Here is a 21,273-nt window from a genome sequence, read left to right as displayed (position 1 = left end):
CCCGCCGACATGGCCCTGAACACCGTCAGGGGGTGTAGTCAGGTACACCCCCCGCCCGGGTTGCGGGCACACTGTGCGGGACGGGCGCCGGCCGGAGACTGGACGCACGACGGCAGGCGACGACCGGAGGAACACGGTGAACGAGCACGCGGTGAACGAGCGGCCGGGGAGCGAGACCCCCTGGCAGCGGTGGATCAGGGCGCCGTGGCGCGGGCTCGGGCTGTGGCTCCTGGGGATCCCGGCGACCTTCGTGGGCCTGTGGTTCATCACGGTCGTCTCGCTGATCTCGGGCTTCGTCGGGATCCTGCTGTTCCCGTCCGCGACGATGGCGCTGCGCAAGCAGCTCGACGTCTACCGCGACCGGATCGAACGCTGCACCGGGCACCGGATCGAGCGGCCCTACCTCCCCGAGCCCGCGCCCGAACCCGGCCTCAAGGGCTCCGTGCGGCGCTTCGTCACGCTGGCCCGCGACCCCGCCACCTGGCGCGACTACCTGTGGGTGGCCGCCGACCCGTTCGTCGCGCTGTTCACCGCCGCGCTCCCCGGCCTGCTGATCCTGTACGGGCTGTGGGGGTACGCCGTCGCGACGTTCGCCGGCGGGATGATCGGCCACTACGGCGGCAGCGACTGGTACGCCTACATCCACGTCACCGAGGGCTACGGCCGCGACACAGGCCGGGTCGTGTCGACCGCGGTCGTCGCGACGCTGTGCATCGCCGCCGGATACCTGCTCGGCCCCACGATGATGCGGGTGTACGGCCGGTGGGGCGAGGCCGTCCTCGGCCCGACGGAGAAGTCCCGGCTGGCGCTGCGCGTCCGGCACCTCACCGAGACCCGGTCGGACGCGGTGGACGCGTCCGCCGCCGAGCTGCGCCGCATCGAGCGCGACCTGCACGACGGCGCGCAGGCCCGGCTCGTCGCGATGGGCATGAGCCTCGGCGCCATCGAGCACCTGCTCGACAAGGACCCGGAGAAGGCGCGGATCCTGCTCGCGCAGACCCGCGAGTCGTCCGCGAAGGCGCTGCACGAGCTGCGCGACCTCGTCCGCGGCATCCACCCGCCCGTGCTCGCCGACCGCGGCATCGGCGACGCGGTGAAGGCGCTCGCGCTCGACCACCCGCTGCACGTCGAGGTCGCCGCCGACCTGCCGGCCCGTCCCGAGCCGCCGGTCGAGTCCGCCGCCTACTTCGCGGTGTCGGAGATCCTCACCAACGCGGCCAAGCACTCCGGCGCGTCCCGCGTCTGGGTCGACATGCGCCACGAGCGCGGCATGCTGCGGATCACCGTCACCGACGACGGGCGCGGCGGCGCGTCCCTGGACGGCGGCACCGGACTGCGCGGGATCGAGCGGCGGATCGGTACATTCGACGGCGTGCTCGCCCTCAACTCCCCGGTGGGCGGCCCGACCATCGTCACGCTGGAGCTGCCGTGCGCGTTGTCCTCGCCGAAGACCTCGCCCTCCTGAGAGAGGGCCTCGTCAGCCTCCTGGAGACGCACGGCTTCGAGATCGCCGACGCCGTCGACAACGGGCCCTCCCTGCTGAAGGCGCTCGTCGACCACCGCCCGGACGTGGCGGTGGTCGACGTGCGCCTGCCGCCGTCCTTCACCGACGAGGGCCTGCAGGCCGCGCTGGAGGCGCGCCGCCGGATCCCGGGCCTGCCGGTGCTCGTGCTGTCGCAGTACGTCGAGCAGCTGTACGCCCGCGAGCTGCTCGCCGACGGCACCGGCGGCATCGGCTACCTGCTGAAGGACCGCGTGTTCGACACCGCCCAGTTCGTCGACGCGGTCCGCCGCGTCGCCGCCGGCGGCACCGCGATGGACCCCGAGGTGATCTCCCGGCTCGTCGCCAGCAGCACCCGCGACACCCCGCTGAGCCGGCTCACCCCCCGCGAGACCGAGGTGCTGGAGCTGATGGCGCAGGGCCGCTCGAACGCGGCGATCGCCGAGCAGCTGGTGGTGACCGAGCGCGCCGTCACCAAGCACACCGCGAACATCTTCGCCAAGCTCGACCTGCCCGTCACCGACGACACCAACCGCCGCGTCCTCGCCGTCCTCGCGTATCTCAACCGCTGACGCGGCGGACTACCCGGGCCCCCGTGCGGTGAAATAGGTTGCTCGGGCGAGTGGCCCTTGGGAGGGCGCGATGAAGGTGATCCTGGTCCTGCTCTGCCTGGCGATCGCGGGCCGTGAGCTCTACCTGGCGTTCGACCGCCGGCGGCGGGCCGGCCCGCCCGAGATCGCCGACATCCGCACCCAGCTCACCGCGCTCAAGGACACCCGCGACGAGCTGGAGCACTTCCGCTCCGCGCAGCGCGAGCGGCTGGAGCGGCTCACCGCCGAGCGGACCGCGGAGCTGGCGCCGCTCGCCGCCGGGCAGGACCGGCTGGCGGAGTCGCTGCGCGAGACCGACGACCGGATCGGCTCGCTGGTCGCGCAGATCAACGACCGGATGGTGCCGGAGGTCAACGAGCGGCTGAACACCCAGAAGGCGGCGCTCGAACGGCTCACCGCGGACGTCGCCGCGCTCCGCGCGCACCTCGTCGCGCGGCTCGACCAGGCCGTCGCGGCGTCGCTCGGCGCCGAGCCCGCCGACCTCGTCGCCGCGTCCCTCACCGCGGTGCCCGCCGCGGCCCGCGCCGCGCTGGCCGGCCCGTTCGAGCGGTTCCTCGAACGGTACGGGCTGTGGTGCGAGCTGGCGGACGGCGACCGCTACTACCTGTCCGGCCGCAGCCCGCGCGGGCTGGAGCGCGACTTCCTCGAGCTGCTCACGGCGCGCGGCGCGTCCGGCGCACCCGCCGAGGCGGAGGCCCTGCTCACCGCGCTGCGCGGCACCGCCCGCGCGACGGCGCAGGTCGGGCCCCTGCTCATCGTCCGGACGCCCGAGGAGCTGCTGTGCGGCGTGCTGCCGCTGGCGGAGCTGCGCCTCCCGGAGACCGCCGCGCTGCTGGACGACCCGTCCCGCGCGTCCGCCCGCCTGCGCCGCCTCCCCGCCGCCCGCCTCCTCGACGCGTCCTAGCTATCCCGCTAGCTATCCCGAGCCACCGCGCGAGCGCGCCATCTGACCGGGGGGCGACGCCGGAGGCGAGCCCCACCGGGAAGCTCGCGAAGCGAGTTCGCGCTCGCCCAAGCACGGTCAAGGGGCGAGCCGCCAGGCGAGCCCCTTGACCGTGCTTGCTAGAAAGCAGAGCGAGACGTCCAGGTGAAGCGGGGTGGGCGGCGTTCGAGGAAGGCGGCGATGCCCTCGGCGACCTCGCCGCGCGCGGCGACCTCCTCCAGCCAGCCGCGGACCTTCTCGTCCACCGGCTCGTCGGCGGCGATGGCGTCCACGATGTCCTTGGTCGCCTGCTGGGTCAGCAGCGAGCGCGACGCGAGCGTCTCGGCGAACGCCGCGACCCGCGCCGGGAGGTCGGCGGCGATCTCGTTCAGCAGCCCGATCCGCAGCGCGTGGTCCGCGTCGACCAGATCGGCGGAGTACAGCAGGTACTTCGCGGCGGACGGTCCGACGAGCCGGACGAGCCGGGCCGTCGCCGCCGCCGGGTACACGATGCCGAGCTTGGCGGGGGTGATCCCGAACCGGGCGCCGGGCGCCGCGAACCGCAGGTCGCACGCCGCGGCGAGCTGGCAGCCGCCGCCGACGCAGAACCCCTCGATCGCGGCGAGCGTCGGCTTCGGGAACGCGGCGAGGGCGCGCTCGGCGACCGTCGACAGGTGCGAGTCGTCGTCGCGGTGGATGTCGGGCAGCTCGGAGATGTCCGCGCCGGCGCAGAAGTTCCCGCCCGCGCCCGTGAGGACCACGACGCGGACGCCGGGATCGGCCTCCAGGCCGGCCAGGACGCCGGGCAGGGCCCGCCACATGTCCGCCGACATGGCGTTCCGCTTCTCCGGCCGGTCGATGGTGATCGTCCCCACCCCGCCCGCGACCTCGCACCGCAACCCGCCGCCCATGGCCCTCCCTACCGCTCCACCAGCGGCATCATCGTACGGACCCGGCATCGCGCGATTTCCTCCGCCCCGAGGACGACGCGCGCGCCCCCCAGATACTCCCTTCGGGGGGATTAGGGACGACCCTGGCGAGGGAGGAATTCCGGGAACGCCCGGCGGATTATAGATTCACGAGGGGTATCCGACCCCGAAACGGAGCTCGTGGTGCAACAGAGTGCACACGCCTTCTGGACGATCAACCTGGACGACCCCTTGGCCGCCGCCCCCGACATGGCCGGGGCCAAGGCGTCCGATCTGGCGCGCGCGGCGCGCAACGGGCTGCCGGTTCCGCCCGGCTTCGTGATCCCCGTGCAGTGCTTCCCCCGGGGCGAGCGCTACCGGAACACCGGCGAGCTGCGGAAGGCGTGGGCCCGCCTCAGCGGGAACGGCGCCCGGGCCCTCGCGGTGCGGTCCTCGTCCACGCACGAGGAGGGCGCGAAGGGCCGGTACGTGTCCGCCCTGGACGTCAAGGGCTGGCCGGAGTTCCTGAAGGCCGTGACGGGCGTGGTGGCGTCCGCGACCGGTCCCGCGACCACCGCGATCCTCGTCCAGCCGCAGCTGGACCTGGTGTCGGGCGGTGTGCTGTTCGGCGCGGACCCGCTGGAGAGCCGGACCGACCGGGTGATCGTCTCCGCCGCGCCGGGCGGCCCGCGCGCGCTCCGGGACAGCCAGGCCGCCACCACCTACGCGCTCAACCGGCGCGGCAAGGTCATGGGCGTGGAACGGGACAGCGGGGCGCCGGGCGAGGAGCCGCTCACCCGGCCGCAGCTGCGGGCGCTGGTCAAGCTGGCCGCGCGCGCCGCGGCCCTGTTCGGCGGCCCGCAGGAGATCGAGTTCGGGTTCGACGGGGAGGGCGCCCTCTGGCTACTCCAGACGCGCCCCCTGTCGTCCCTCACCCTGCCCCGGGCCCGCCGCCCCGCCAGCTGACCCGCCCCACCGCCCGCCCCGCCCGCGCCGAGGCCGGACGCCGCGGTGGCCGGACGCGGCCGGGATCCGGCGGAACCGCCCCCGAGGCACGCGAGTCGAAGGTGACCGTAAGCGTCGAAGGGTGCGAGTCGGGCGCCCATGGGCCGGGGAGTCGGAACGTGCGGGGACGCCGCCTGATCACGCGCATCGCCGCCGGCAGCGCTGCCGCCGGCCTCGCGGTCACGATGGCCGGCTGCGGGACGGGGACGTCCCGCACGCCGCGCCCGGCACCGGCCGCGCACGCCGCACCGGTCTCCGCCAACTGGCCGCTGACATGCGACGACCCGCGCGGCGACGTGACGGCGCACGGGTCGCGGAGCCCGGCGCCGCCCGGCAGCGACCTGACGCTGGTGGCGTGGGAGCGCGAGCCGGGCCTGCTCCGGGTGGCCTTCACGACGGCCGGGCCGCCTGGTTCCACCGGGTCCGGGAGCGCCACCTACACCACGGTGATCCGGGACGGCACCCGCACGAGCCGGGTCGACGCCACCTTCAGCGGCGGCGAGTGGCGCGTCAGCGGCGGCCCGGACGGGACGCCGCTGGGCTCCGGCACGTCCGTCGACGGCGACACGGTCATCGTGAACCTGCCGGGCAGGGTGCCCGCGGACCGCGGCACGATCGACCTCGCCAGGAGGCTGGAGGTGTCCGCGTCCTCGCAGGTCAAGGCCAGTGGAGGAGTATATGAGGACGCGGAGTGCGCCGGCCCGGCGCCGGAGGCGGGCGGCGCCCGGCCGCCCTACCCGCTCCCCGTCGAGCGGGACGCCCCGACGCCCCGGTGGACGACGCCGCGCCCGAAGACCACGACGGCCGAGCGCCCCACCTCGCGGCCGTCCAAGGAGCCCACGCACGCGAGCACCCCGTCCAGGCCGCGTCCCACCGGCCGGGCCACGTCCCGGCCCCGGACGACGTCCAAGCCGAGGACGCACCGATGACCTTGGGGAATGCGCGAACGGCCTCCGGTGCTGTACTGTCAAGGCAGCGCCTTTGATTTCCCGCGCTCCGCGGTTGAGGCGCACTTCTTCCCCGCCCGGGCCATCTGAGAGCCCGGTGATCCCCCGTCCGGACGCGCCGACGAGCGTCCCGGACCGTCGCACAAGGGAGCCGACGTCAGCCCGGTGAACCGAGCTGCATTTCTCGCATTCTCCTCGCGTATGAGCCGCGGGCTCCGCCGCCGTACGCGGGATTCGACTCCAGGGGGCGCGGCGCACACCGCGCCGCCCTGAGAAGGGACCCGTATGTCCACTCCCACACTCACTTCGGAACGCCGCCCCGCCGAGAGCAGGGCGCACGCCGTTCCCAGCGCGCGCAAGGGCGCCCAGCAGCAGGCGCGGCGGCCCGCCGCCGACGACCAGCCCGCGGTCCCGTTCCACGGGATCCTCGCCGTCCAGGACAAGCACGCGTTCGTCCGCACGTCCGGATACCTGCCGGGCAACGACGACGTGCACGTCTCCCTCGCGCAGGTGAAGACGTTCCACCTGCGGCCCGGCGACGCCGTCGCCGGGACGGCCCGCCCGCCGAAGAGCGGCCGGGAGAAGTTCGGCGCGCTCGCCACCGTCGAGTCGGTGAACGGGCTGCCGCCCGAGCAGGCCGCCGGCCGCCCCGAGTTCGCCAAGCTGACCCCGCTGTTCCCGGACGAGCGGCTGCGCCTGGACACCGGCCCGCTCGCGACCCGCGTCATCGACCTGGTCGCGCCGATCGGCAAGGGGCAGCGCGGCCTGATCGTGTCGCCGCCGAAGGTCGGCAAGACGATGGTGCTGCAGGCCCTCGCGAACGCGATCAGCACGAACAACCCCGAGGTGCACCTCATGGTGGTGCTCATCGACGAGCGCCCCGAGGAGGTCACCGACATGCAGCGGACGGTCCGCGGCGAGGTGATCCACTCGACGTTCGACCGGCCCGCGCAGGAGCACACCTCCCTCGCCGAGCTGGCCGTCGAGCGCGCCAAGCGGCTCGTCGAGCAGGGCCACGACGTCGTGATGCTGCTCGACTCGATCACCCGGCTCGGCCGCGCCTACAACCTCGCGGCGCCGTCCAGCAGCCGCATCCTCGCCGGCGGTGTCGCCACCACGGCGATCTACCCGCCGAAGAAGTTCTTCGGCGCCGCCCGCAACATCGAGAACGGCGGCTCGCTGACCATCCTCGCGACCGCGCTGGTGGAGACCGGCTCCCGGATGGACGACGTGTTCTTCGAGGAGTACAAGGGCACCGGCAACATGGAGCTGAAGCTCGACCGGGGCCTCGCCGACCGCCGGGTGTTCCCCGCCGTCGCCATCGAGGCGTCCGGCACCCGCCGCGACGAGCTGCTGATGTCGCCCGAGGAACTCGCGCTCACCTGGCGGCTGCGCCGCGCCCTGCAGGGCCTGGAGCGGCAGCAGTCCATCGAGCAGCTGCTGGAGAAGATGAAGGGCACCTCGTCGAACGCCGAGTTCCTGCTCCGCCTCCAGAAGGGCCTTTAGCCTTTCCGCGGCCTGAACGTCCTGAGGACGCGGTCGTAGAGCCGCTGCCCCGGCGTCCAATGCGCTTCGGGCGCGTGGAAACAGAACTCGTATCCGGCGGCGCGGCTGCACAGCACGTGCTCCCCGCCATGCCCGCCGGACCCGCCGGCGCCGCGACCGCCGCCGCCTTCACCGTCGTCGCCGTCGCCGTCCCAGGCGAACTCCCATTCCGCGGCGTCCTCGCCCAGGTCAGGGGCGGCCTCCAGGCGCAGCCGGTGGTACCCGGGATACCGGTGCTTCGCCACGGCCCTCCGCTCGGCGGCGCGCAGCCCGTCCAGCGGCCCGCCCGGGGCCGGGGAGATCCGCAGCCCCCGCCCGGACGCCCGGTCCTCCCACTCCATGACGTCGTCGCGCCGCTCGCTCTGCCACCCGGCCGGGACGCGGACCGAGTACGCGCCCTCCTCGGTGTACTTCACCATCTTCGCCTCGACCCCCGCGGCCGGGCGCAGCGCCACCGAGTCGCTCTTGCCGACGGAGTTCCACCGCGCCGTCCACGTGCCGACGCCGGCCGCGACCACCGCGAGGACCGCGACGCTCAGCACGGCGCCGGGCCGCAGCCGCCGCCCGACCAGCACCGGGACCCGCAGCGTCCGCCGGACGCGCGCCACCCCCGACCGGGACGGCCTCGGTGCCGGCCTCGGCCTGCGCGGTTTCGGCGCGGGGACCAGGACGGCCGCCGTCGCGCCCGCCGGTTCGGCGTCCGCGACCTCCTGCAGCATCCGGGCCGCCGCCTCGGCGGACAGCCGGTCCTCGGGGCGCTCCCGCAGCAGCCCCTCGATCACCGGGGTGAGCGCCCCCGCCCGGACGGGCCGCGCGTAGTCGCCGAGCAGCACCGCGACCATCGACGCGAGCGCGTGGCAGCGCAGGAACGGCGAGAACCCCTCGACGGCGGTGTACAGCGTCGCGCCGAGCGACCACAGGTCGGACGCCTCGACGCTCGGCAGCCCGTGTACCCGCTCCGGCGCGAGGTAGGCGGGCGACCCCTCGATGCCCGCCGCCATCGTCTCGGCCTGCAGCGGCCCGCCGGGGCCGCGGCCCCGGTCGGTGTGCAGCGCGAGCCCGAAGTCGGTGAGCAGGACCCGGCCGTCGTCGCAGACCAGGACGTTGCTCGGCTTCACGTCGCGGTGCAGGATGCCCGCGTCGTGCGCGGCGCGCAGCACCGACAGCACCGCCGCGCCGATCCGCGCCGTCCGCCGCACGCCGAGCGGCCCGCCCTCGCCGACCAGCCGGTTCAGCGAGCACGCCGGCAGGAACTCCATCACGATCCACGGCCGGCCGCCCTCGACGAGGACGTCGTGGACGGCGGCGACGCCGGGATGGCGGAGCGCGGCGGTCGCCCGCGCCTCGGCGAGCAGCCGCCGGCACAGCGCCCGGCGCTCGGCCTCGGTGATGCGGCCGGGCAGCCGGACCTCCTTGACCGCGACGTCCCGGTCCAGCATCTCGTCGTAGGCGCGCCAGACGGTGCCCATGCCGCCGCGGCCGACCACGGAGAGCAGCCGGTACCGCCGCGCGAGCGGTAGCGGCCGGTCCCCGTTCATGGGGAGGTTATGCGCCCGGAATCGGCCCCGCACGCCCCGCCGCCATCAATTCTTTCTTGACCGCTTTCCGGCGCGTCGCTGGTTGCGGAGGGCGGCTTTCCCCCGTCCGGCGGAGCGGGTCAGGCGAAGACGGACTTGGCCCATTTGTAGTCGGACTTCCCGACCGCGGTGCGCTGCACCTCGTCGACCACCTTCAGCTCGCGCGGCAGCTTGTAGCCGGCGAGGCGGCCGCGGCAGTGCTCGGTCAGCTCGTCGAGCGTGAGCGTCGCGCCGGGGCGCGGGGAGACGACGGCGGCGACGCGCTGCCCGAACCGCTCGTCCGGCAGGCCCACGACGACGGCGTCGTACACGTCCGGGTGGTCCTTCAGCGCGACCTCGACCTCCTCCGGGTAGACCTTCTCCCCACCGGTGTTGATCATGAGGGAGCCGCGGCCGAGCAGGGTGATCGTGCCGTCCTCCTCCAGGCTCGCGAAGTCGCCGGGGATCGACCAGCGGGTCCCGGCGGCGTCGGTGAAGAACGTCGACGCGGTCTTCGCCGGGTCGTTGTAGTAGCCGAGCGGGATGTGGCCGCTGCGCGCGAGCTTGCCGATCTGGCCGGGCGCGACCACCTTCAGGTCGTCGTCCAGGACGGTGATGCCGGGCTTCATCATGAACCGGGCGGTGCCCTCCTTGGCGTCCACGGACGGCCCGCACGCGCCGGTCTCGGAGGCGCCGTAGTTGTCGAGGAACATGATGTTCGGCAGGTGCTCCCGCAGGGCCGCCTTGGCGCCCTCGGTCAGCGGCGCGCCGCCGGACGCGATCGCCATCAGCGAGGACGTGTCGTACGCGCCGGTCGCGACGGCCTTGGCGACCGGGCGGGCCATCACGTCCCCGACCAGCATCAGCACGTTCGCCTGCTCCTCGGCGAGCAGCGTCAGCGCCTTGCCCGCGTCGAACGCGTGGTCGGTGTAGAGGACGACCTTCGCGCCGCTGAACAGGCCCATGAACGCGACCCACTGGCCGGCGCCGTGCATGACGGGCGCGCAGTCGAGCACGGCCATCGGCGGCTGCTCGGCGTTCGCGGCGATCGCCTCCGGGCTGGTGATGGGGTCGCCGAGGACGTTCCCGCCGCCGAGCGCGCCGAAGAAGATGTCCTCGCAGCGCCACTCGACGCCCTTGGGGTAGCCGGTGGTGCCGCCGGTGTACATGATGTAGCGGTCGTCGCTGGAGCGCTCCGGGAAGTCGTCGCCGGACGCGGCGGCCGCGAGGGCGTCCTCGTACCGGACGGCGTCCGGGATGTCCGCGGACGAGTCGTCCTCCAGGACGACCACGTGCCGCAGCTTCGGCAGGTCGCCGCGGATCTCCTCGACCTTCTCCAGCAGCGACCGCTCCCCGATGAGCGCGACGGAGTCGGAGTCGGACAGCACGTGGTGCAGCTCGGCGGCGACGTACCGGTAGTTCACCGGGATCGGCACCGCGCGGACCTTGAACGCGCCGATCATCGCCTCGACCCACTCCGCGCGGTTGTAGGCGAGGATCGCGACGTGCTCGCCGGCCTGGACGCCCGCCGCGGCCAGATGGTGGCCGACCCGGCTCGCCCGCTCGTTGAGCTGCGCGTACGTGCGCCGCTCGTCCCCGGCGACGAGGGCGGGCCGGTCGGGGCCCGCCGCCGCCAGGATTTCGAGCAGATCGGCCAGGTTGTAGCTGCGCGCCATGCCACGTCCTCGGATGTCGGGGTGGGTGGGGACGCCTCCGATCATCCTCGGCGACCGGTGATCGGCTCAATGTTCTGTTGTCATCGAGTCCAATGAGTTCGGTCACACGCTGCCGGTCCGCGCCGCCGGTCCGCGCGTCCGGTCAGCGCGTCCGGTCAGCGCGGCAGCGGGACGTACGTCAGCCTGGTCGGGACGCCGCTGTCGACCAGCCGGCCGTCCGGGCCGAACGTGCCGAGCCCGAAGTCGTTGTCGTTGATCACCGCGAGCGTGCGGGAGTCGGCGAGCGCGACGCCCTCGATCTTGCCGGGGACGCCCGGGACCGTGCCGAGGTCCACGGCCAGGGTCTTCGGCAGCGGCGCGATGCCCGACGCGGACTGCTCCAGCGACGGGGTCGTCGCCTCGTCGTCCCAGCGCATGCCGAGGATGTCGGTGGCCTTGCGCAGGTCGACCTTGTAGAGCTTCGCGACGTTGTCGGTCCGCTCGTCCACCAGCAGCTCGTGGTCGTTCACGGCGGTCAGCGCGGAGATCTTCATCTCCTTCTGGTCGCCGCAGTCGGCCGGGTCGAACGCGCACACGTCCTCGAACCGGTACGCGTACTCGCCGGACACGCGGCCCTTCCGGAGGTCGAACCGGAACACGCGCGCGATCCGCGACTTCTTGTACGCGCTCTTGTCCGGATTCGACAGCGGGCTCTGCACCGCGACGTACAGCGACTTACCGTCGGGAGATACGGTCAGCCCCTCGAAGCCACGGTTTTCGGTCCGCTTGTTCAGGATTGAAGGCAGCACCGCCTTCACCGGGTAACCGGGCTTCCCTGTCCACCCCTCCGGGACGTACCGCTCGACGACCCGTCCGCGGGCGTCCAGGTGCAGCAGCGACGGGCCGTACTCCTCCGCCACCCAGAAGTCGCCGTCCTTCGTCCGGACGAGCCCCTCGGAGTCGATGCCGTCGGGGTTGTAGGCGAGCCGCGTCTTCCCGTCGAAGCTGTACGGCGCCGACTCGCGGCCCTCGACGTTCGGCAGGCCCGTCACCGGACGGCCGGCCGCGTTCGTGATGGGCAGCGCCCGGGTCACCTTGATCGAGTCCTTGCGGACCCGCAGCTTCACGATCGTCGGGTCGAACGACGGGACGGGGAACGTCGTGCGGTCCTCGCCGTCCACGGTGACCGTGCCGTTCGGGCCGCGGTCGGTGATCGCCCAGAACTCGCCGGCCGGGGCGCCCTTCTCGTGGAACAGGTCGCTGCCGATCCCGCCGAGCGCGATCCCGTGGTCGTCGGCGATGCTGCCGGGCAGCAGCCCGTTCTGGAACCGCGCGAGCGGGACGCGCGGGAGCGTCGCGCTCGCCGGGGACGGCCGGGACGCGGCGAGCGCCGTCCCGGGGGCGAGCACGGCGGCGGGACCGGCCGCGAGGGCGAGGCCGGCGATGAGCGTCCGGTAAGGAAATGAGCGATCTGTCACAGCCGGGACGGTAGAGCCCGCGGGTGTCCGGGTGATGATCCCCAGGTGAAGGGCCGGATGCCCGGACCGCCGGATCCGGCCACGCCGGAGGCTTCTTACACCGGTCTTATCTGGGTACCGGCATGCTTGGCCGTAACGATTTCGTATCAGACGGGGGTCGTGGTGAGCGCAGGCACGATGGCGTGGACTCCTCCAACGTGGGAGGAGATCGTCACCGAGCACTCCACAAGGGTGTTCCGGCTGGCGTACCGCCTTACCGGCAACCGGCACGACGCCGAGGACCTGACCCAGGACGTGTTCATCCGGGTCTTCCGCTCGCTGTCGTCCTACAGTCCCGGCACGTTCGAGGGCTGGCTGCACCGCATCACCACCAACCTGTTCCTCGACCGCGCCCGCCGCAAGCAGCGCATCCGCTTCGACGCGCTCGCCGACGACGCCGCCGAGCGGCTCCAGGGCCGCGAGCCGAGCCCCGCCCAGTCCTACGACGAGCGCCACCTCGACGCCGACATCCAGAAGGCCCTGGACGGCCTCGCCCCCGAGTACCGCGCCGCGGTCGTGCTGTGCGACATCGAGGGCCTCACCTACGAGGAGATCGCCGCGTCCCTCGGGGTGAAGCTCGGCACCGTCCGCTCCCGCATCCACCGGGGCCGCGCCCAGCTGCGCAACGCCCTGGAGCACCGCCGCCCCGCCGAGGTCACCCCGTCCTGACGGCCCCGGCCGCCCGCCACGTCGCCCCGTCCGACGGCCCCTGTGCCATCGCGTGACCAGCATCACTAGTGACCGGCGAGTAACTTCGGGCCTACCCTCGGCGCGTGGACATCGTCTTCGACCGCCGCGGCGAGGGCCCGCCGCTGGTCCTGCTGCACGGCATCGGCCACCGCCGGCAGGGCTGGTCCCCGGTCCTGGACCTGCTCGCCGCGGAACGCGACGTCATCGCCGTCGACCTGCCCGGCTTCGGGGAGTCCCCGCCGCTGCCCGACGGCACCCCCTACACGCTCGACTCCGCCATCGGCGTCCTCGCCGCGGCGTTCGCCGACCTCGGCCTGGACCGCCCGCACATCGCCGGCAACTCGCTCGGCGGCCTGTTCGCCCTCGAGGCCGCCGACCGCGGCCTGGTCAGCTCCGCGACGGTGCTGTCGCCCGCGGGCTTCTTCAACGCCGCCGAACTGCGCTACGCGTCCTCGGTGCTGCGCGCGTCCCGGCTCGGCGCCCGCGTCCCGGACGCCGTGCTGACCCGGCTGGCCCGCTCCCCGCGCCGCCGCGCCGCCATGTTCGGCATGATCTACGGCCGTCCCGACCTGATGGACCTGGAGGCCCTCACCGGCGACGCACGCGCCATGCGCGACGCCGCCGGCTTCGAGCCGACGCTCCGCGCCGGGCGCGCCACCCGGTTCGCCGGCTCCTGCGCGGACGTCCCGGTCACGATCGCGTGGGGCACCAAGGACCGGCTGCTGCTGCGCAGCCAGGCCGTCCGGGCGCAGCGCCGCCTCCCGCACGCCCGGTTCGTCTGGCTGGAGGGCTGCGGCCACGTCCCCATGGCCGACGACCCGCCGCAGGTCGCCCGCGTCCTGCTGGACGGCAGCGCGCACCCGCTCCTCGGCGCCCGTCCCGAGACCGCCGCGTCCTAGCCCGCCCCCTGGCCGGCGGCCGGCGAAGAGCCCGCGCGGGGCGGGAACAAGGGGCGGTTGACATGTGTTTGAGCCTTCAACTAACCTCGGGTTAGTCGTTGAATTTTCAAGCACTAGCGCCACTGGAGTCACCATGAGCATCGACACCATCGCCCCGGGCCTGACCGCCGGCACCTGGAACATCGACCCCACCCACTCCGAGGTCACCTTCTCCATCCGGCACCTGATGACCAAGGTGCGCGGGTCCTTCACCGAGTTCTCCGGCTCCGTGCAGATCGCCGAGGACCTCGCCGGCTCCACCGCCACCGCCGAGATCAACGTGGCCTCCCTCGACACCCGCAACGCCGACCGCGACGCGCACGTGCGCACCGCGGACGTGCTGGACGTCGAGAACCACCCGACCATGACCTTCAACACCAAGGGCGTGCGCGCCGAGGGCGGCGAGTACTACCTGGACGGCGACCTGACCATCAAGGGCGTCACCCGCCCGGTCAGCCTGACCGTCGAGTTCAACGGCGTCGCCGAGGACCCGTGGGGCGGCACGCGCGCCGGGTTCTCCGCCGAGACCACGATCAACCGCAAGGACTGGGGCATCGAGTTCAACGTGCCCCTGAAGGGCGAGGGCGCCCTCCTGGGCGACAAGGTCAACCTCCAGCTGGAGATCCAGGCCGTCCGCGCCTAAGACCATCCTCCTGGGCGCCCACCCCGCACGGGCGCCCACCGGAAAGGGCCGTTCCACACTCCGTGGACGGCCCTTTCCGCTGTCCAGGGGTCATTCCGGGGCCAGCGGGAGGCGGAGCACGAAGCGGGCCCCGCGCGCGTCGTCCTCGACGCGCAGCGTGCCGCCGTGCGCCTCCGCGATCTCCCGGGCGATGGCGAGGCCCAGGCCGGTGCCCCCGGCGCCCCGGCTGCGCGCGGTGTCCAGGCGGGTGAACCGCTCGAAGACGCGCTCGCGGTCCGCGGGCGCGATGCCGACGCCGTCGTCGGTCACGGTGAGCAGCGCGTGCTCGCCGTCGCGGGCCGCCTCCACGGCGATGACCCGGTCGGCGTACCGCTCGGCGTTGTCCAGCAGGTTCCCCAGCAGCCGGACGAGCTGCATCCGCACGCCCCGCACCGTCACGCCGTGCGCGAGCTCCTTCTCGATCTTCACCTGGAAGGTGCGGCGGCCGATCTCCGCGCCGGCCAGCGCGGACAGGTCGATCGGCTCCTGCGCGACCGTCCCGCCCGTCCCGATCCTGGCGAGCAGCAGCAGGTCGGTGACGATCGACTCCAGCCGGTCGGTGTCGTGCAGCGCCTGCTCGACGACGGCGGGCAGGTCGTTGTCCTCGGGGTGCATCGAGGCGTCCTCGAGGTTGGCGCGCAGCCCGGCGATCGGGGTGCGCAGCTCGTGCGAGGCGTCCGAGGCGAACTGCCGCTGCCGCCCGACCGCCGACTCCAGCCGGTCGAGGGTCGCGTTCGCGGTGCGGGCGAGCTGCGCGATCTCGTCCTCGCCGGGCGGCTCCGGCACCCGCCGGCTCAGGTCCGTGGCGCTGATCTCGGCGAGCTGGGCGCGGATCGCCTCGACGGGGCCGAGCGTCCGGCCGACGACCCGCCAGGTGATCCAGGCGGCGAGCCCGGCGAGGGCCGCCACCCCGGCCGCGAGCAGCCCCTCCAGCAGCCCGTTGACCAGGTAGGACGGCATCGGCTCGGCCGCGTACACCACGACGGAGTCGGGCGCGGTGGTGGCCCGGATCGCCTCCGCGACCAGGCAGCGCCGGTGCGGCCAGCTCCCGCGGCACTCGGTGAAGTCGCGCACCCGCAGCCCCGGGGACGGCCAGAGCCGGCTGACCGGCGGGCGGCCCGCGGCGGCCGGGGTGGCCTCCCGGACGAGCCCGCCCGGCTCGACGACCTGCACCAGGACGCGCCCGCCGCTGTCGTCGGGGATCGGGCCGCGCAGCGTGCCGTCCCGCACGCCGCCGCTGACCCGCCGCGCGTCCACCTGGGTGCGCTGCAGCAGGTCGGCCCGGACGATCGTGCGGACGGCGAAGTCGACGCCGACGGCGGTGACGCCCCAGACGAGGGCCGCGATGATCGCGGCGACGACGGTGTCCCGGGCCCTGATCGACCGGGGGCGCATCCGCATGCATCACAGAGTGTCACGGGATACCGGGTCGCCGGTACAGGTTACCGGCCAGTCACTAAACGTGGCCCGAAATCACCCGCCGGGTTTTCCACCCCCTCAGCCGGGACATCCCGTTTTATGACGGTTCCTCCGAAGCACAGGGACGGACACATGGGCAGGGACGTGGCTTCGGTCACCATCAGCGGCGAGGACCGCCGGCGCTACCGCGACAAGGTCCGCAGGTGCCTGGACGTACTGGCCCGCATGCTCGGCGAATCCCAGTTCGACTTCGAACGGCCCCACATCGGCCTGGAGATCGAACTCAACCTGATCGACGAGCTCGGCGACCCCCTGATGCGCAACGCCGACGTGCTCAAGGCCATCGCCGACCCGGCCTGGGCCACCGAGCTCGGCCAGTTCAACCTGGAGATCAACATCCCGCCGCGCGAGCTCGGCGGCGAGGGCACCGGCGCCCTGGAGACCGAGGTCCGCGACCAGCTCGAGCACGCCGAGGACCGGGCCGGCGAGGTCGGCGGCGAGCTCGTCATGATCGGCGTGCTCCCGACCCTGCGGCGCAGCGACATCGGCGAGGAGACCCTCTCCTCCAACGCCCGCTACAAGATGCTCAACGACCAGATCTTCCGCGCGCGCGGCGAGGAGATGCACATCGCCATCGACGGCCCCGAACCGCTGCGCATGCACACCGACACGATCCTCCCCGAAGCCGCCTGCACCAGCGTCCAGTTCCACCTCCAGGTGAGCCCCGACCAGTTCGGCGCCTACTGGAACGCCGCCCAGGCCGTCGCGGGCGCGCAGGTCGCGATGGCCGCCAACTCCCCGTTCCTGTTCGGGCACCGGCTCTGGCACGAGACCCGCATCACCCTGTTCGAGCAGGCCACCGACACCCGCCCCGACGAGCTGAAGTCGCAGGGCGTCCGGCCCCGCGTCTGGTTCGGCGAGCGCTGGATCACCTCCGTCTTCGACCTGTTCGAGGAGAACACCCGCTACTTCCCGTCACTGCTCCCGCTCTGCGACGACGAGGACCCGCTCGCCGTCCTCGACGAGGGCGGCATCCCCGAACTCGGCGAGCTGACCCTGCACAACGGCACCATCTACCGCTGGAACCGGCCCATCTACGCCGTCGTCAAGGGCCGCCCCCACCTGCGCATCGAGAACCGCGTGCTGCCCGCCGGGCCGTCCGTCGCCGACGTCGTCGCCAACGGCGCGTTCTACTACGGCGTCGTCCGCATGCTCGCCGAGCAGGACCGTCCCGTCTGGACGCGGATGTCCTTCAACACCGCCGAGGAGAACCTGCACCGCGCCGCCCGCGACGGCATCGACGCCACCCTCTACTGGCCCGGCGTCGGCGAGGTCCCGGCCGCCGAGCTCATCCTGCGCAAGCTGCTCCCCCTCGCCCACGAGGGCCTCGACCGCTGGGGCGTCGACCCGGCCCGCCGCGACCGGCTCCTCGGCATCATCGAGCGCCGCTGCGTCACCGGCCGCACCGGCGCCGCCTGGCAGATCGCCACCGTCGACGCCATCGAGGAGTCCACCGCCGCCCCCCGCCACGAGGCCCTCCGCCTCATGACCCGCCGCTACGTCGAGAACATGCGCACCAACGCCCCCGTCCACGAATGGTGACCCCGCCCGAACCCGGCCTCGGCCCCGACACGGGCGGGCACGCGGAGCGAGCGCCAGCGAGTGGAGCGGGCCTGCCCGGCGACTGACAGGCTGTTTCGCGCGGAGCGCCAGCGGAGCGGGAAACAGCCTGTCAGTCGTGACGGGGGTTCCAGGGGGTCGTCCCCCTGGATCAACACAGGATCTGCACAAGTCGGGCACGGGGTGGGCGTTCGGTGTGCTTAGAGTGCGCGTGTGAGCGAGACGCGGATCCTGGTGGTGGAGGACGAGCCGACGATCGCGCGGGCGGTGGCGGACCGGCTGGCCGCGGAGGGGTTCGCGGTCGACACGGCGGCGGACGGGCCGTCCGCCGTGGAGCGGGCCCGGGCGTTCGGGCCGCACCTCATCGTGCTGGACGTGATGCTGCCCGGCTTCGACGGCCTGGAGGTGTGCCGGCGCGTGCAGGCGGAGCGCGCGACGCCGGTGCTGATGCTGACGGCCCGTGACGACGAGACGGACCTGCTGGTCGGGCTCGGCGTCGGCGCCGACGACTACGTGACGAAACCGTTCAGCATGCGGGAGCTGGTGGCGCGGATCCGGGCGGTGCTGCGGCGCGTGGAGCGGCCCGGGGTGGACGCGGCGGGGCACGGGCCGATGCGGGCCGGGCCGGTCGAGGTGGACCCGCGGGCGCGGCGGGTGCGCCGCGACGGCCGCGAGGTGCACCTGACGCCGACGGAGTTCGACCTGCTCGCGTGCCTGGTCCGGAACCGGGGCGCGGTGCTGACCCGCGCGGTCCTGCTGGAGCAGGTGTGGGACTGGGCGGACGCGTCCGGGACGCGGGTCGTCGACAGTCATGTGAAGGCGCTGCGCCGCAAGCTCGGGCAGGGCCTCATCCGCACGGTGCACGGGGTCGGCTACAGCCTGGAGGCCGCGCAGTGATGGAGGCGAGGGTTTTCCACAGGCTGTGGACGAGGTGGCCGCGGCCGCTGGACCCGCTACGGTCGATCAAGGTGAAGTTCGGCGTCGTCGTGGTGGTGACGGCGTGCGTCGCGGTGCTCATCGTCCTGTGGGGGTACCCGCTGGGGTTCCGGGCGCGGCAGACGATGCCGGTCGGGGTGCTGATCTCGCTGGTGGTGATCCAGCTCCTCGCGCACGGGATGACGGCGCCGCTGCGGGAGATGACGGCGGCGGCGCGGGCGATGGCGCGCGGCGACTACAGCCGCCGGGTGCGGGCCACGTCGCGGGACGAGGTCGGCGAGCTGGCGCAGGCGTTCAACCGGATGGCGGCGGACCTCGCGGAGGTTGACCGGCAGCGCCGCGAGTTCGTCGCGAACGTCTCGCACGAGCTGCGGACGCCGATCAGCGCGCTGCGGGCTGTGCTGGAGAACGTCGCGGACGGCGTCACGCCCGCGACGCCCGACGTCCTGGAGTCGGCGCTCGACCAGACCGAGCGGCTCGGCCGGCTCGTCACGCAGCTGCTGGACCTGTCGCGGGTGGAGGCGGGTGCGGCGCCGCTCGACCTGGACGAGCTGGACGTAGCGGCGTTCATCGGGGACGTGACGGCGGAGGCCGCGGCGGGCCATCCGGACGCGCGGTTCGAGGCGGACGTGCCGGCGGGCCTGCGCGCGACGGCCGACCGCGACCGGCTGCACCAGGTCGTCGCGAACCTGCTGGACAACGCGGCGAAGCACGGTCCGGCGGGCCGTCCAGTGACCGTGACGGCGCGTCCGGGCGCGGCGCCCGGCGGGCTGGTCATCGAGGTCGCCGACGAGGGGCCGGGCATCCCGCCGGAGGAGCGCGCGCGGGTGTTCGAGCGGTTCTCGCGCGGCGCGGCGACCGGCGCGCGCGCGGGAACGCCGGGCGGCGGGACGGGCCTGGGGCTCGCCATCGCGAACTGGGCGACGGAGCTGCACGGCGGCGACATCACCGTCCTCGACACGGACGAAGGCTGCCGGATCCGCGTCGCCCTCCCCGGCCCCCCGCGCTGACCCGCGCTGACCCGCGCCGCGGCTCAGCCGCGTTCGTGGAGGGTGAGGAGGGTGTAGGCGGCGACGGTGGAGTCGTCGGTGACGCGGCCGTCGCGGATCATCTCGAGGAACTCGGCGCGCGGGACCAGGCGCTGCCGCATGTCCTGCTCCTCGGGTTCGCGGTCGGCCTCGCCCGCCTTCAGGTCGGTGGCGAGGAAGACGTCGAAGCCCTGGCCGCTCGTCCCGTGGGAGCAGTTCAGGTGGCCGAGGTGGGTGAGGGTCCCGGCGCGCAGGCCGGTCTCCTGCGCGAGTTCGAGGCGGGCCAGCTCCTCGGGCTCGGCGCTCTGCCGGTCGGGCAGCGAGCCCTGCGGGAAGCACCAGGTGCGCTTCCCGATCGGGTACCGGAACTCCTCCACCATGTGGAAACCGTCGCCCTCGACCGGGATGACCAGCGCGAAGTCCGGTTTCTCGATGATGCCGTAGATGCCGCGCGAGCCGTCGAGGCGCTCGACCTCGTCCTCGCGGACGAGCATCCACGGGTTCTCGTAGACGACCCGCGAGCCGACGCGGCGGACGGCGGGCTCCTGCTCTTCGCTCATCTTCAGGCTCCCAGGCCGTAGCGGTACACGAGCTCGTGCCGGTCGCCCACCACGACGCGGTGGGTGACCTCGACGACGCGGCCGTTCTCGTCGGTGCCGCGCCGCCACAGCGTGAGGACGGGCTGCTCGGGGCCGATCCGCAGCGTCTCCTGCTCGTCGGCGCGGGGCAGCCGGCAGGTGACGGTCTCCTCGAAGGCGATGCGGTGCCCGGCCTCCTCGAGCCGCGAGTAGATCCCGCCGGGGCCGGTGTCGATCTCGCGCAGCCGGGGGATCTCGTCGACGATGTCGAGGATCACCCAGGTGGTGGCGGTCTGCACGGGCGGCTCGCCCTCGACACCCTGGACGCGCGCCCGTTCCAGCACCCGCGTGCCGGGCGGGACGTCCAGGTGCCGGGCGAGCCGTTCGCCCGCCTCGATCTCGGCGACGGTGGTGCGGGTGAACGGGCGGCGGCCGTCCTTCTGCGCGGACACGTGGAAACCGCGCCAGGCGCCGACCTGCCGGGTGATGTCGGACGCGGCGCGCCGCACCGGCGCGGCCGTCCGGACCTGGACGCCGGCGCCGTGCCGGGCCTCGACGAGCCCCTGCTCGGCGAGCATCCGCAGCGCGCGGCGGACGGTGGAGCGGTCGGCGCCGAACGCGCGGGCGAGGTCGCGCTCGGACGGCAGCCAGGCGCCGGGTTCCAGCTCGCCCTCGACGATGCGGGCGGCGAGCGCACTGGTGATCGCCTGGGCCTTGGTGGGGGGACGCGGCATACCGGATCCTTCTCTGCTGCCTGCCGGGAAGCCTTGCAGGCATTCTGCCGAACCCGGCGCGGGACCGGGGTGGTCGGCCTAGGGTAGACCTACCATAGGCCGACCAAGGAGTCCGCGTCGATGTCGCTGATCACCTGCATGCCCGGCTGGCACGGCGAACGCTCGGAGCGGGGGCTGAGGGCCACCCGGGTCACCCCATTGTCGGACTACCAGCTGCTCAACGGCTGCCTGGAGGAGATCACCGCGCTGGACGAGGGCGAGCTGTGGCTGCTGTGCGACGCGCAGACCCGCCTCGCCGAGCGCGTCGCCACCGCCGAGCGCCTCCGCGGCGGCGTCCGCTTCGGCTGACCGCCGCACGGCGTTCCGGCCCGGCCGCGACGCGCGATCCGGCCGGCCCGAGACGTCCGGTCCGGAAGGCTGCGGCACCGGATCCGGGCCGCCGCGGCGTCGGGTTCGGGCCGCCGCGGCGTCGGGTTCGGGC

General features: G+C 73.7%; 19 protein-coding genes and 1 pseudogene. 13 read left to right on the top strand and 7 right to left on the bottom strand.

The window, feature by feature from the left end; translation table 11 throughout:
* Positions 1-136 precede the first annotated feature (136 nt).
* The 3 genes from F9B16_RS31640 (at position 137) to F9B16_RS31630 (ending at position 3,016) form a co-directional block, all read left to right on the top strand.
* Positions 137-1,465 carry a sensor histidine kinase gene (locus F9B16_RS31640; RefSeq protein WP_225992109.1) on the top strand — a complete coding sequence of 443 codons (1,329 nt, stop codon included), beginning with the start codon at positions 137-139 and terminating at the stop codon, positions 1,463-1,465.
* Positions 1,429-2,073, top strand: a complete 645-nt coding sequence (locus F9B16_RS31635; protein WP_151543883.1) for a LuxR C-terminal-related transcriptional regulator — start codon at positions 1,429-1,431, stop codon at positions 2,071-2,073. Before F9B16_RS31640 ends, F9B16_RS31635 begins: the two co-directional genes overlap by 37 nt.
* Before the next feature lie 70 nt (positions 2,074-2,143).
* Positions 2,144-3,016, top strand: a complete 873-nt coding sequence (locus F9B16_RS31630) for a hypothetical protein (protein WP_151543882.1) — start codon at positions 2,144-2,146, stop codon at positions 3,014-3,016.
* Positions 3,017-3,174: 158 nt separating this feature from the next.
* Here the strand turns inward: F9B16_RS31630 and F9B16_RS31625 are convergent, their stop codons facing one another.
* Positions 3,175-3,945: an enoyl-CoA hydratase/isomerase family protein gene (locus F9B16_RS31625; RefSeq protein ID WP_151543881.1), complete on the bottom strand. Its 771-nt coding sequence runs from the start codon at positions 3,943-3,945 to the stop codon at positions 3,175-3,177.
* A 201-nt stretch (positions 3,946-4,146) separates the two neighbouring features.
* Here F9B16_RS31625 and F9B16_RS31620 point away from each other — a divergent pair, with 201 nt between their 5' ends.
* The 3 genes and pseudogenes from F9B16_RS31620 to rho form a co-directional block, all read left to right on the top strand.
* Positions 4,147-4,908 (top strand): PEP/pyruvate-binding domain-containing protein, encoded by a 762-nt coding sequence (locus tag F9B16_RS31620; protein WP_151543880.1) that lies wholly within the window; start codon positions 4,147-4,149, stop codon positions 4,906-4,908.
* Positions 4,909-5,066: 158 nt separating this feature from the next.
* Complete coding sequence (locus F9B16_RS31615; RefSeq protein ID WP_151543879.1) at positions 5,067-5,876, top strand: hypothetical protein; 810 nt, start codon at positions 5,067-5,069, stop codon at positions 5,874-5,876.
* A gap of 411 nt (positions 5,877-6,287) precedes the next feature.
* A pseudogene (gene rho, locus F9B16_RS31610) lies at positions 6,288-7,400 on the top strand (transcription termination factor Rho); the annotation flags it as partial.
* On the opposite strand, the gene F9B16_RS31605 reads toward rho, so the two are convergent.
* The 3 genes from F9B16_RS31605 to F9B16_RS31595 form a co-directional block, all read right to left on the bottom strand.
* Positions 7,397-8,977, bottom strand: coding sequence for a serine/threonine-protein kinase (locus F9B16_RS31605; protein WP_151543877.1), 1,581 nt, complete (start codon positions 8,975-8,977; stop codon positions 7,397-7,399). The pseudogene rho and the gene F9B16_RS31605 sit on opposite strands and share 4 nt — an antisense overlap.
* Before the next feature lie 119 nt (positions 8,978-9,096).
* Entirely contained in the window at positions 9,097-10,671 is a 1,575-nt protein-coding gene (locus F9B16_RS31600; RefSeq protein WP_151543876.1) for an acyl-CoA synthetase, read from the bottom strand.
* 155 nt (positions 10,672-10,826) lie between these two features.
* Entirely contained in the window at positions 10,827-12,128 is a 1,302-nt protein-coding gene (locus F9B16_RS31595; protein WP_151543875.1) for an esterase-like activity of phytase family protein, read from the bottom strand.
* 177 nt (positions 12,129-12,305) lie between these two features.
* Between F9B16_RS31595 and sigE the strand changes: the two genes are divergently transcribed.
* From sigE to F9B16_RS31580, 3 genes are all read left to right on the top strand, one after another.
* Positions 12,306-12,836 carry an RNA polymerase sigma factor SigE gene (gene sigE, locus F9B16_RS31590; protein ID WP_151543889.1) on the top strand — a complete coding sequence of 177 codons (531 nt, stop codon included), beginning with the start codon at positions 12,306-12,308 and terminating at the stop codon, positions 12,834-12,836.
* A 104-nt stretch (positions 12,837-12,940) separates the two neighbouring features.
* A complete protein-coding gene (locus F9B16_RS31585; protein ID WP_151543874.1) occupies positions 12,941-13,756 on the top strand; it encodes an alpha/beta fold hydrolase in 816 nt (271 codons plus the stop codon).
* Between the two features lie 133 nt (positions 13,757-13,889).
* On the top strand, positions 13,890-14,438 hold the full coding sequence (locus tag F9B16_RS31580; RefSeq protein WP_151543873.1) for a YceI family protein: 549 nt from the start codon (positions 13,890-13,892) through the stop codon (positions 14,436-14,438).
* 90 nt (positions 14,439-14,528) lie between these two features.
* Here F9B16_RS31580 and F9B16_RS31575 read toward each other — a convergent pair whose 3' ends face one another.
* Positions 14,529-15,878: a sensor histidine kinase gene (locus F9B16_RS31575; protein WP_151543872.1), complete on the bottom strand. Its 1,350-nt coding sequence runs from the start codon at positions 15,876-15,878 to the stop codon at positions 14,529-14,531.
* 150 nt (positions 15,879-16,028) lie between these two features.
* On the opposite strand from F9B16_RS31575, the gene F9B16_RS31570 reads away from it, so the two are divergent.
* The 3 genes from F9B16_RS31570 to F9B16_RS31560 all read left to right on the top strand — a co-directional run bounded on the left by F9B16_RS31570 (position 16,029) and on the right by F9B16_RS31560 (position 19,462).
* Positions 16,029-17,498 carry a glutamate--cysteine ligase gene (locus F9B16_RS31570; RefSeq protein WP_151543871.1) on the top strand — a complete coding sequence of 490 codons (1,470 nt, stop codon included), beginning with the start codon at positions 16,029-16,031 and terminating at the stop codon, positions 17,496-17,498.
* A 231-nt stretch (positions 17,499-17,729) separates the two neighbouring features.
* A complete protein-coding gene (locus F9B16_RS31565; protein ID WP_151543870.1) occupies positions 17,730-18,413 on the top strand; it encodes a response regulator transcription factor in 684 nt (227 codons plus the stop codon).
* A gap of 71 nt (positions 18,414-18,484) precedes the next feature.
* On the top strand, positions 18,485-19,462 hold the full coding sequence (locus F9B16_RS31560) for a HAMP domain-containing sensor histidine kinase (RefSeq protein WP_225992107.1): 978 nt from the start codon (positions 18,485-18,487) through the stop codon (positions 19,460-19,462).
* Between the two features lie 23 nt (positions 19,463-19,485).
* On the opposite strand, the gene F9B16_RS31555 is transcribed toward F9B16_RS31560, so the two are convergent.
* Complete coding sequence (locus F9B16_RS31555) at positions 19,486-20,040, bottom strand: NUDIX domain-containing protein (protein WP_151543868.1); 555 nt, start codon at positions 20,038-20,040, stop codon at positions 19,486-19,488.
* Positions 20,041-20,042: 2 nt separating this feature from the next.
* Positions 20,043-20,792 (bottom strand): GntR family transcriptional regulator, encoded by a 750-nt coding sequence (locus F9B16_RS31550; protein ID WP_151543867.1) that lies wholly within the window; start codon positions 20,790-20,792, stop codon positions 20,043-20,045.
* Between the two features lie 120 nt (positions 20,793-20,912).
* On the opposite strand from F9B16_RS31550, the gene F9B16_RS31545 reads away from it, so the two are divergent.
* Positions 20,913-21,140, top strand: a complete 228-nt coding sequence (locus F9B16_RS31545; protein ID WP_151543866.1) for a hypothetical protein — start codon at positions 20,913-20,915, stop codon at positions 21,138-21,140.
* Positions 21,141-21,273 lie beyond the last annotated feature (133 nt).

The sequence above is a fragment of the Actinomadura montaniterrae genome (assembly GCF_008923365.1).
Lineage (GTDB): Bacteria > Actinomycetota > Actinomycetes > Streptosporangiales > Streptosporangiaceae > Spirillospora > Spirillospora montaniterrae.
This window is presented reverse-complemented; position numbering and strand designations above follow the sequence as displayed.

Bases quoted from the DNA above. Each gene is read 5' to 3' on its own strand.
- F9B16_RS31580 (WP_151543873.1), top strand. From the start codon at position 13,890: ATGAGCATCGACACCATCGCCCCGGGCCTGACCGCCGGCACCTGGAAC.
- F9B16_RS31570 (WP_151543871.1), top strand. From the start codon at position 16,029: ATGGGCAGGGACGTGGCTTCGGTCACCATCAGCGGCGAGGACCGCCGG.
- F9B16_RS31605 (WP_151543877.1), bottom strand. From the start codon at position 8,977: ATGAACGGGGACCGGCCGCTACCGCTCGCGCGGCGGTACCGGCTGCTC.
- F9B16_RS31550 (WP_151543867.1), bottom strand. From the start codon at position 20,792: ATGCCGCGTCCCCCCACCAAGGCCCAGGCGATCACCAGTGCGCTCGCC.
- F9B16_RS31555 (WP_151543868.1), bottom strand. From the start codon at position 20,040: ATGAGCGAAGAGCAGGAGCCCGCCGTCCGCCGCGTCGGCTCGCGGGTC.
- sigE (WP_151543889.1), top strand. From the start codon at position 12,306: ATGGCGTGGACTCCTCCAACGTGGGAGGAGATCGTCACCGAGCACTCC.
- F9B16_RS31575 (WP_151543872.1), bottom strand. From the start codon at position 15,878: ATGCGGATGCGCCCCCGGTCGATCAGGGCCCGGGACACCGTCGTCGCC.
- F9B16_RS31625 (WP_151543881.1), bottom strand. From the start codon at position 3,945: ATGGGCGGCGGGTTGCGGTGCGAGGTCGCGGGCGGGGTGGGGACGATC.
- F9B16_RS31545 (WP_151543866.1), top strand. From the start codon at position 20,913: ATGTCGCTGATCACCTGCATGCCCGGCTGGCACGGCGAACGCTCGGAG.
- F9B16_RS31600 (WP_151543876.1), bottom strand. From the start codon at position 10,671: ATGGCGCGCAGCTACAACCTGGCCGATCTGCTCGAAATCCTGGCGGCG.
- F9B16_RS31630 (WP_151543882.1), top strand. From the start codon at position 2,144: ATGAAGGTGATCCTGGTCCTGCTCTGCCTGGCGATCGCGGGCCGTGAG.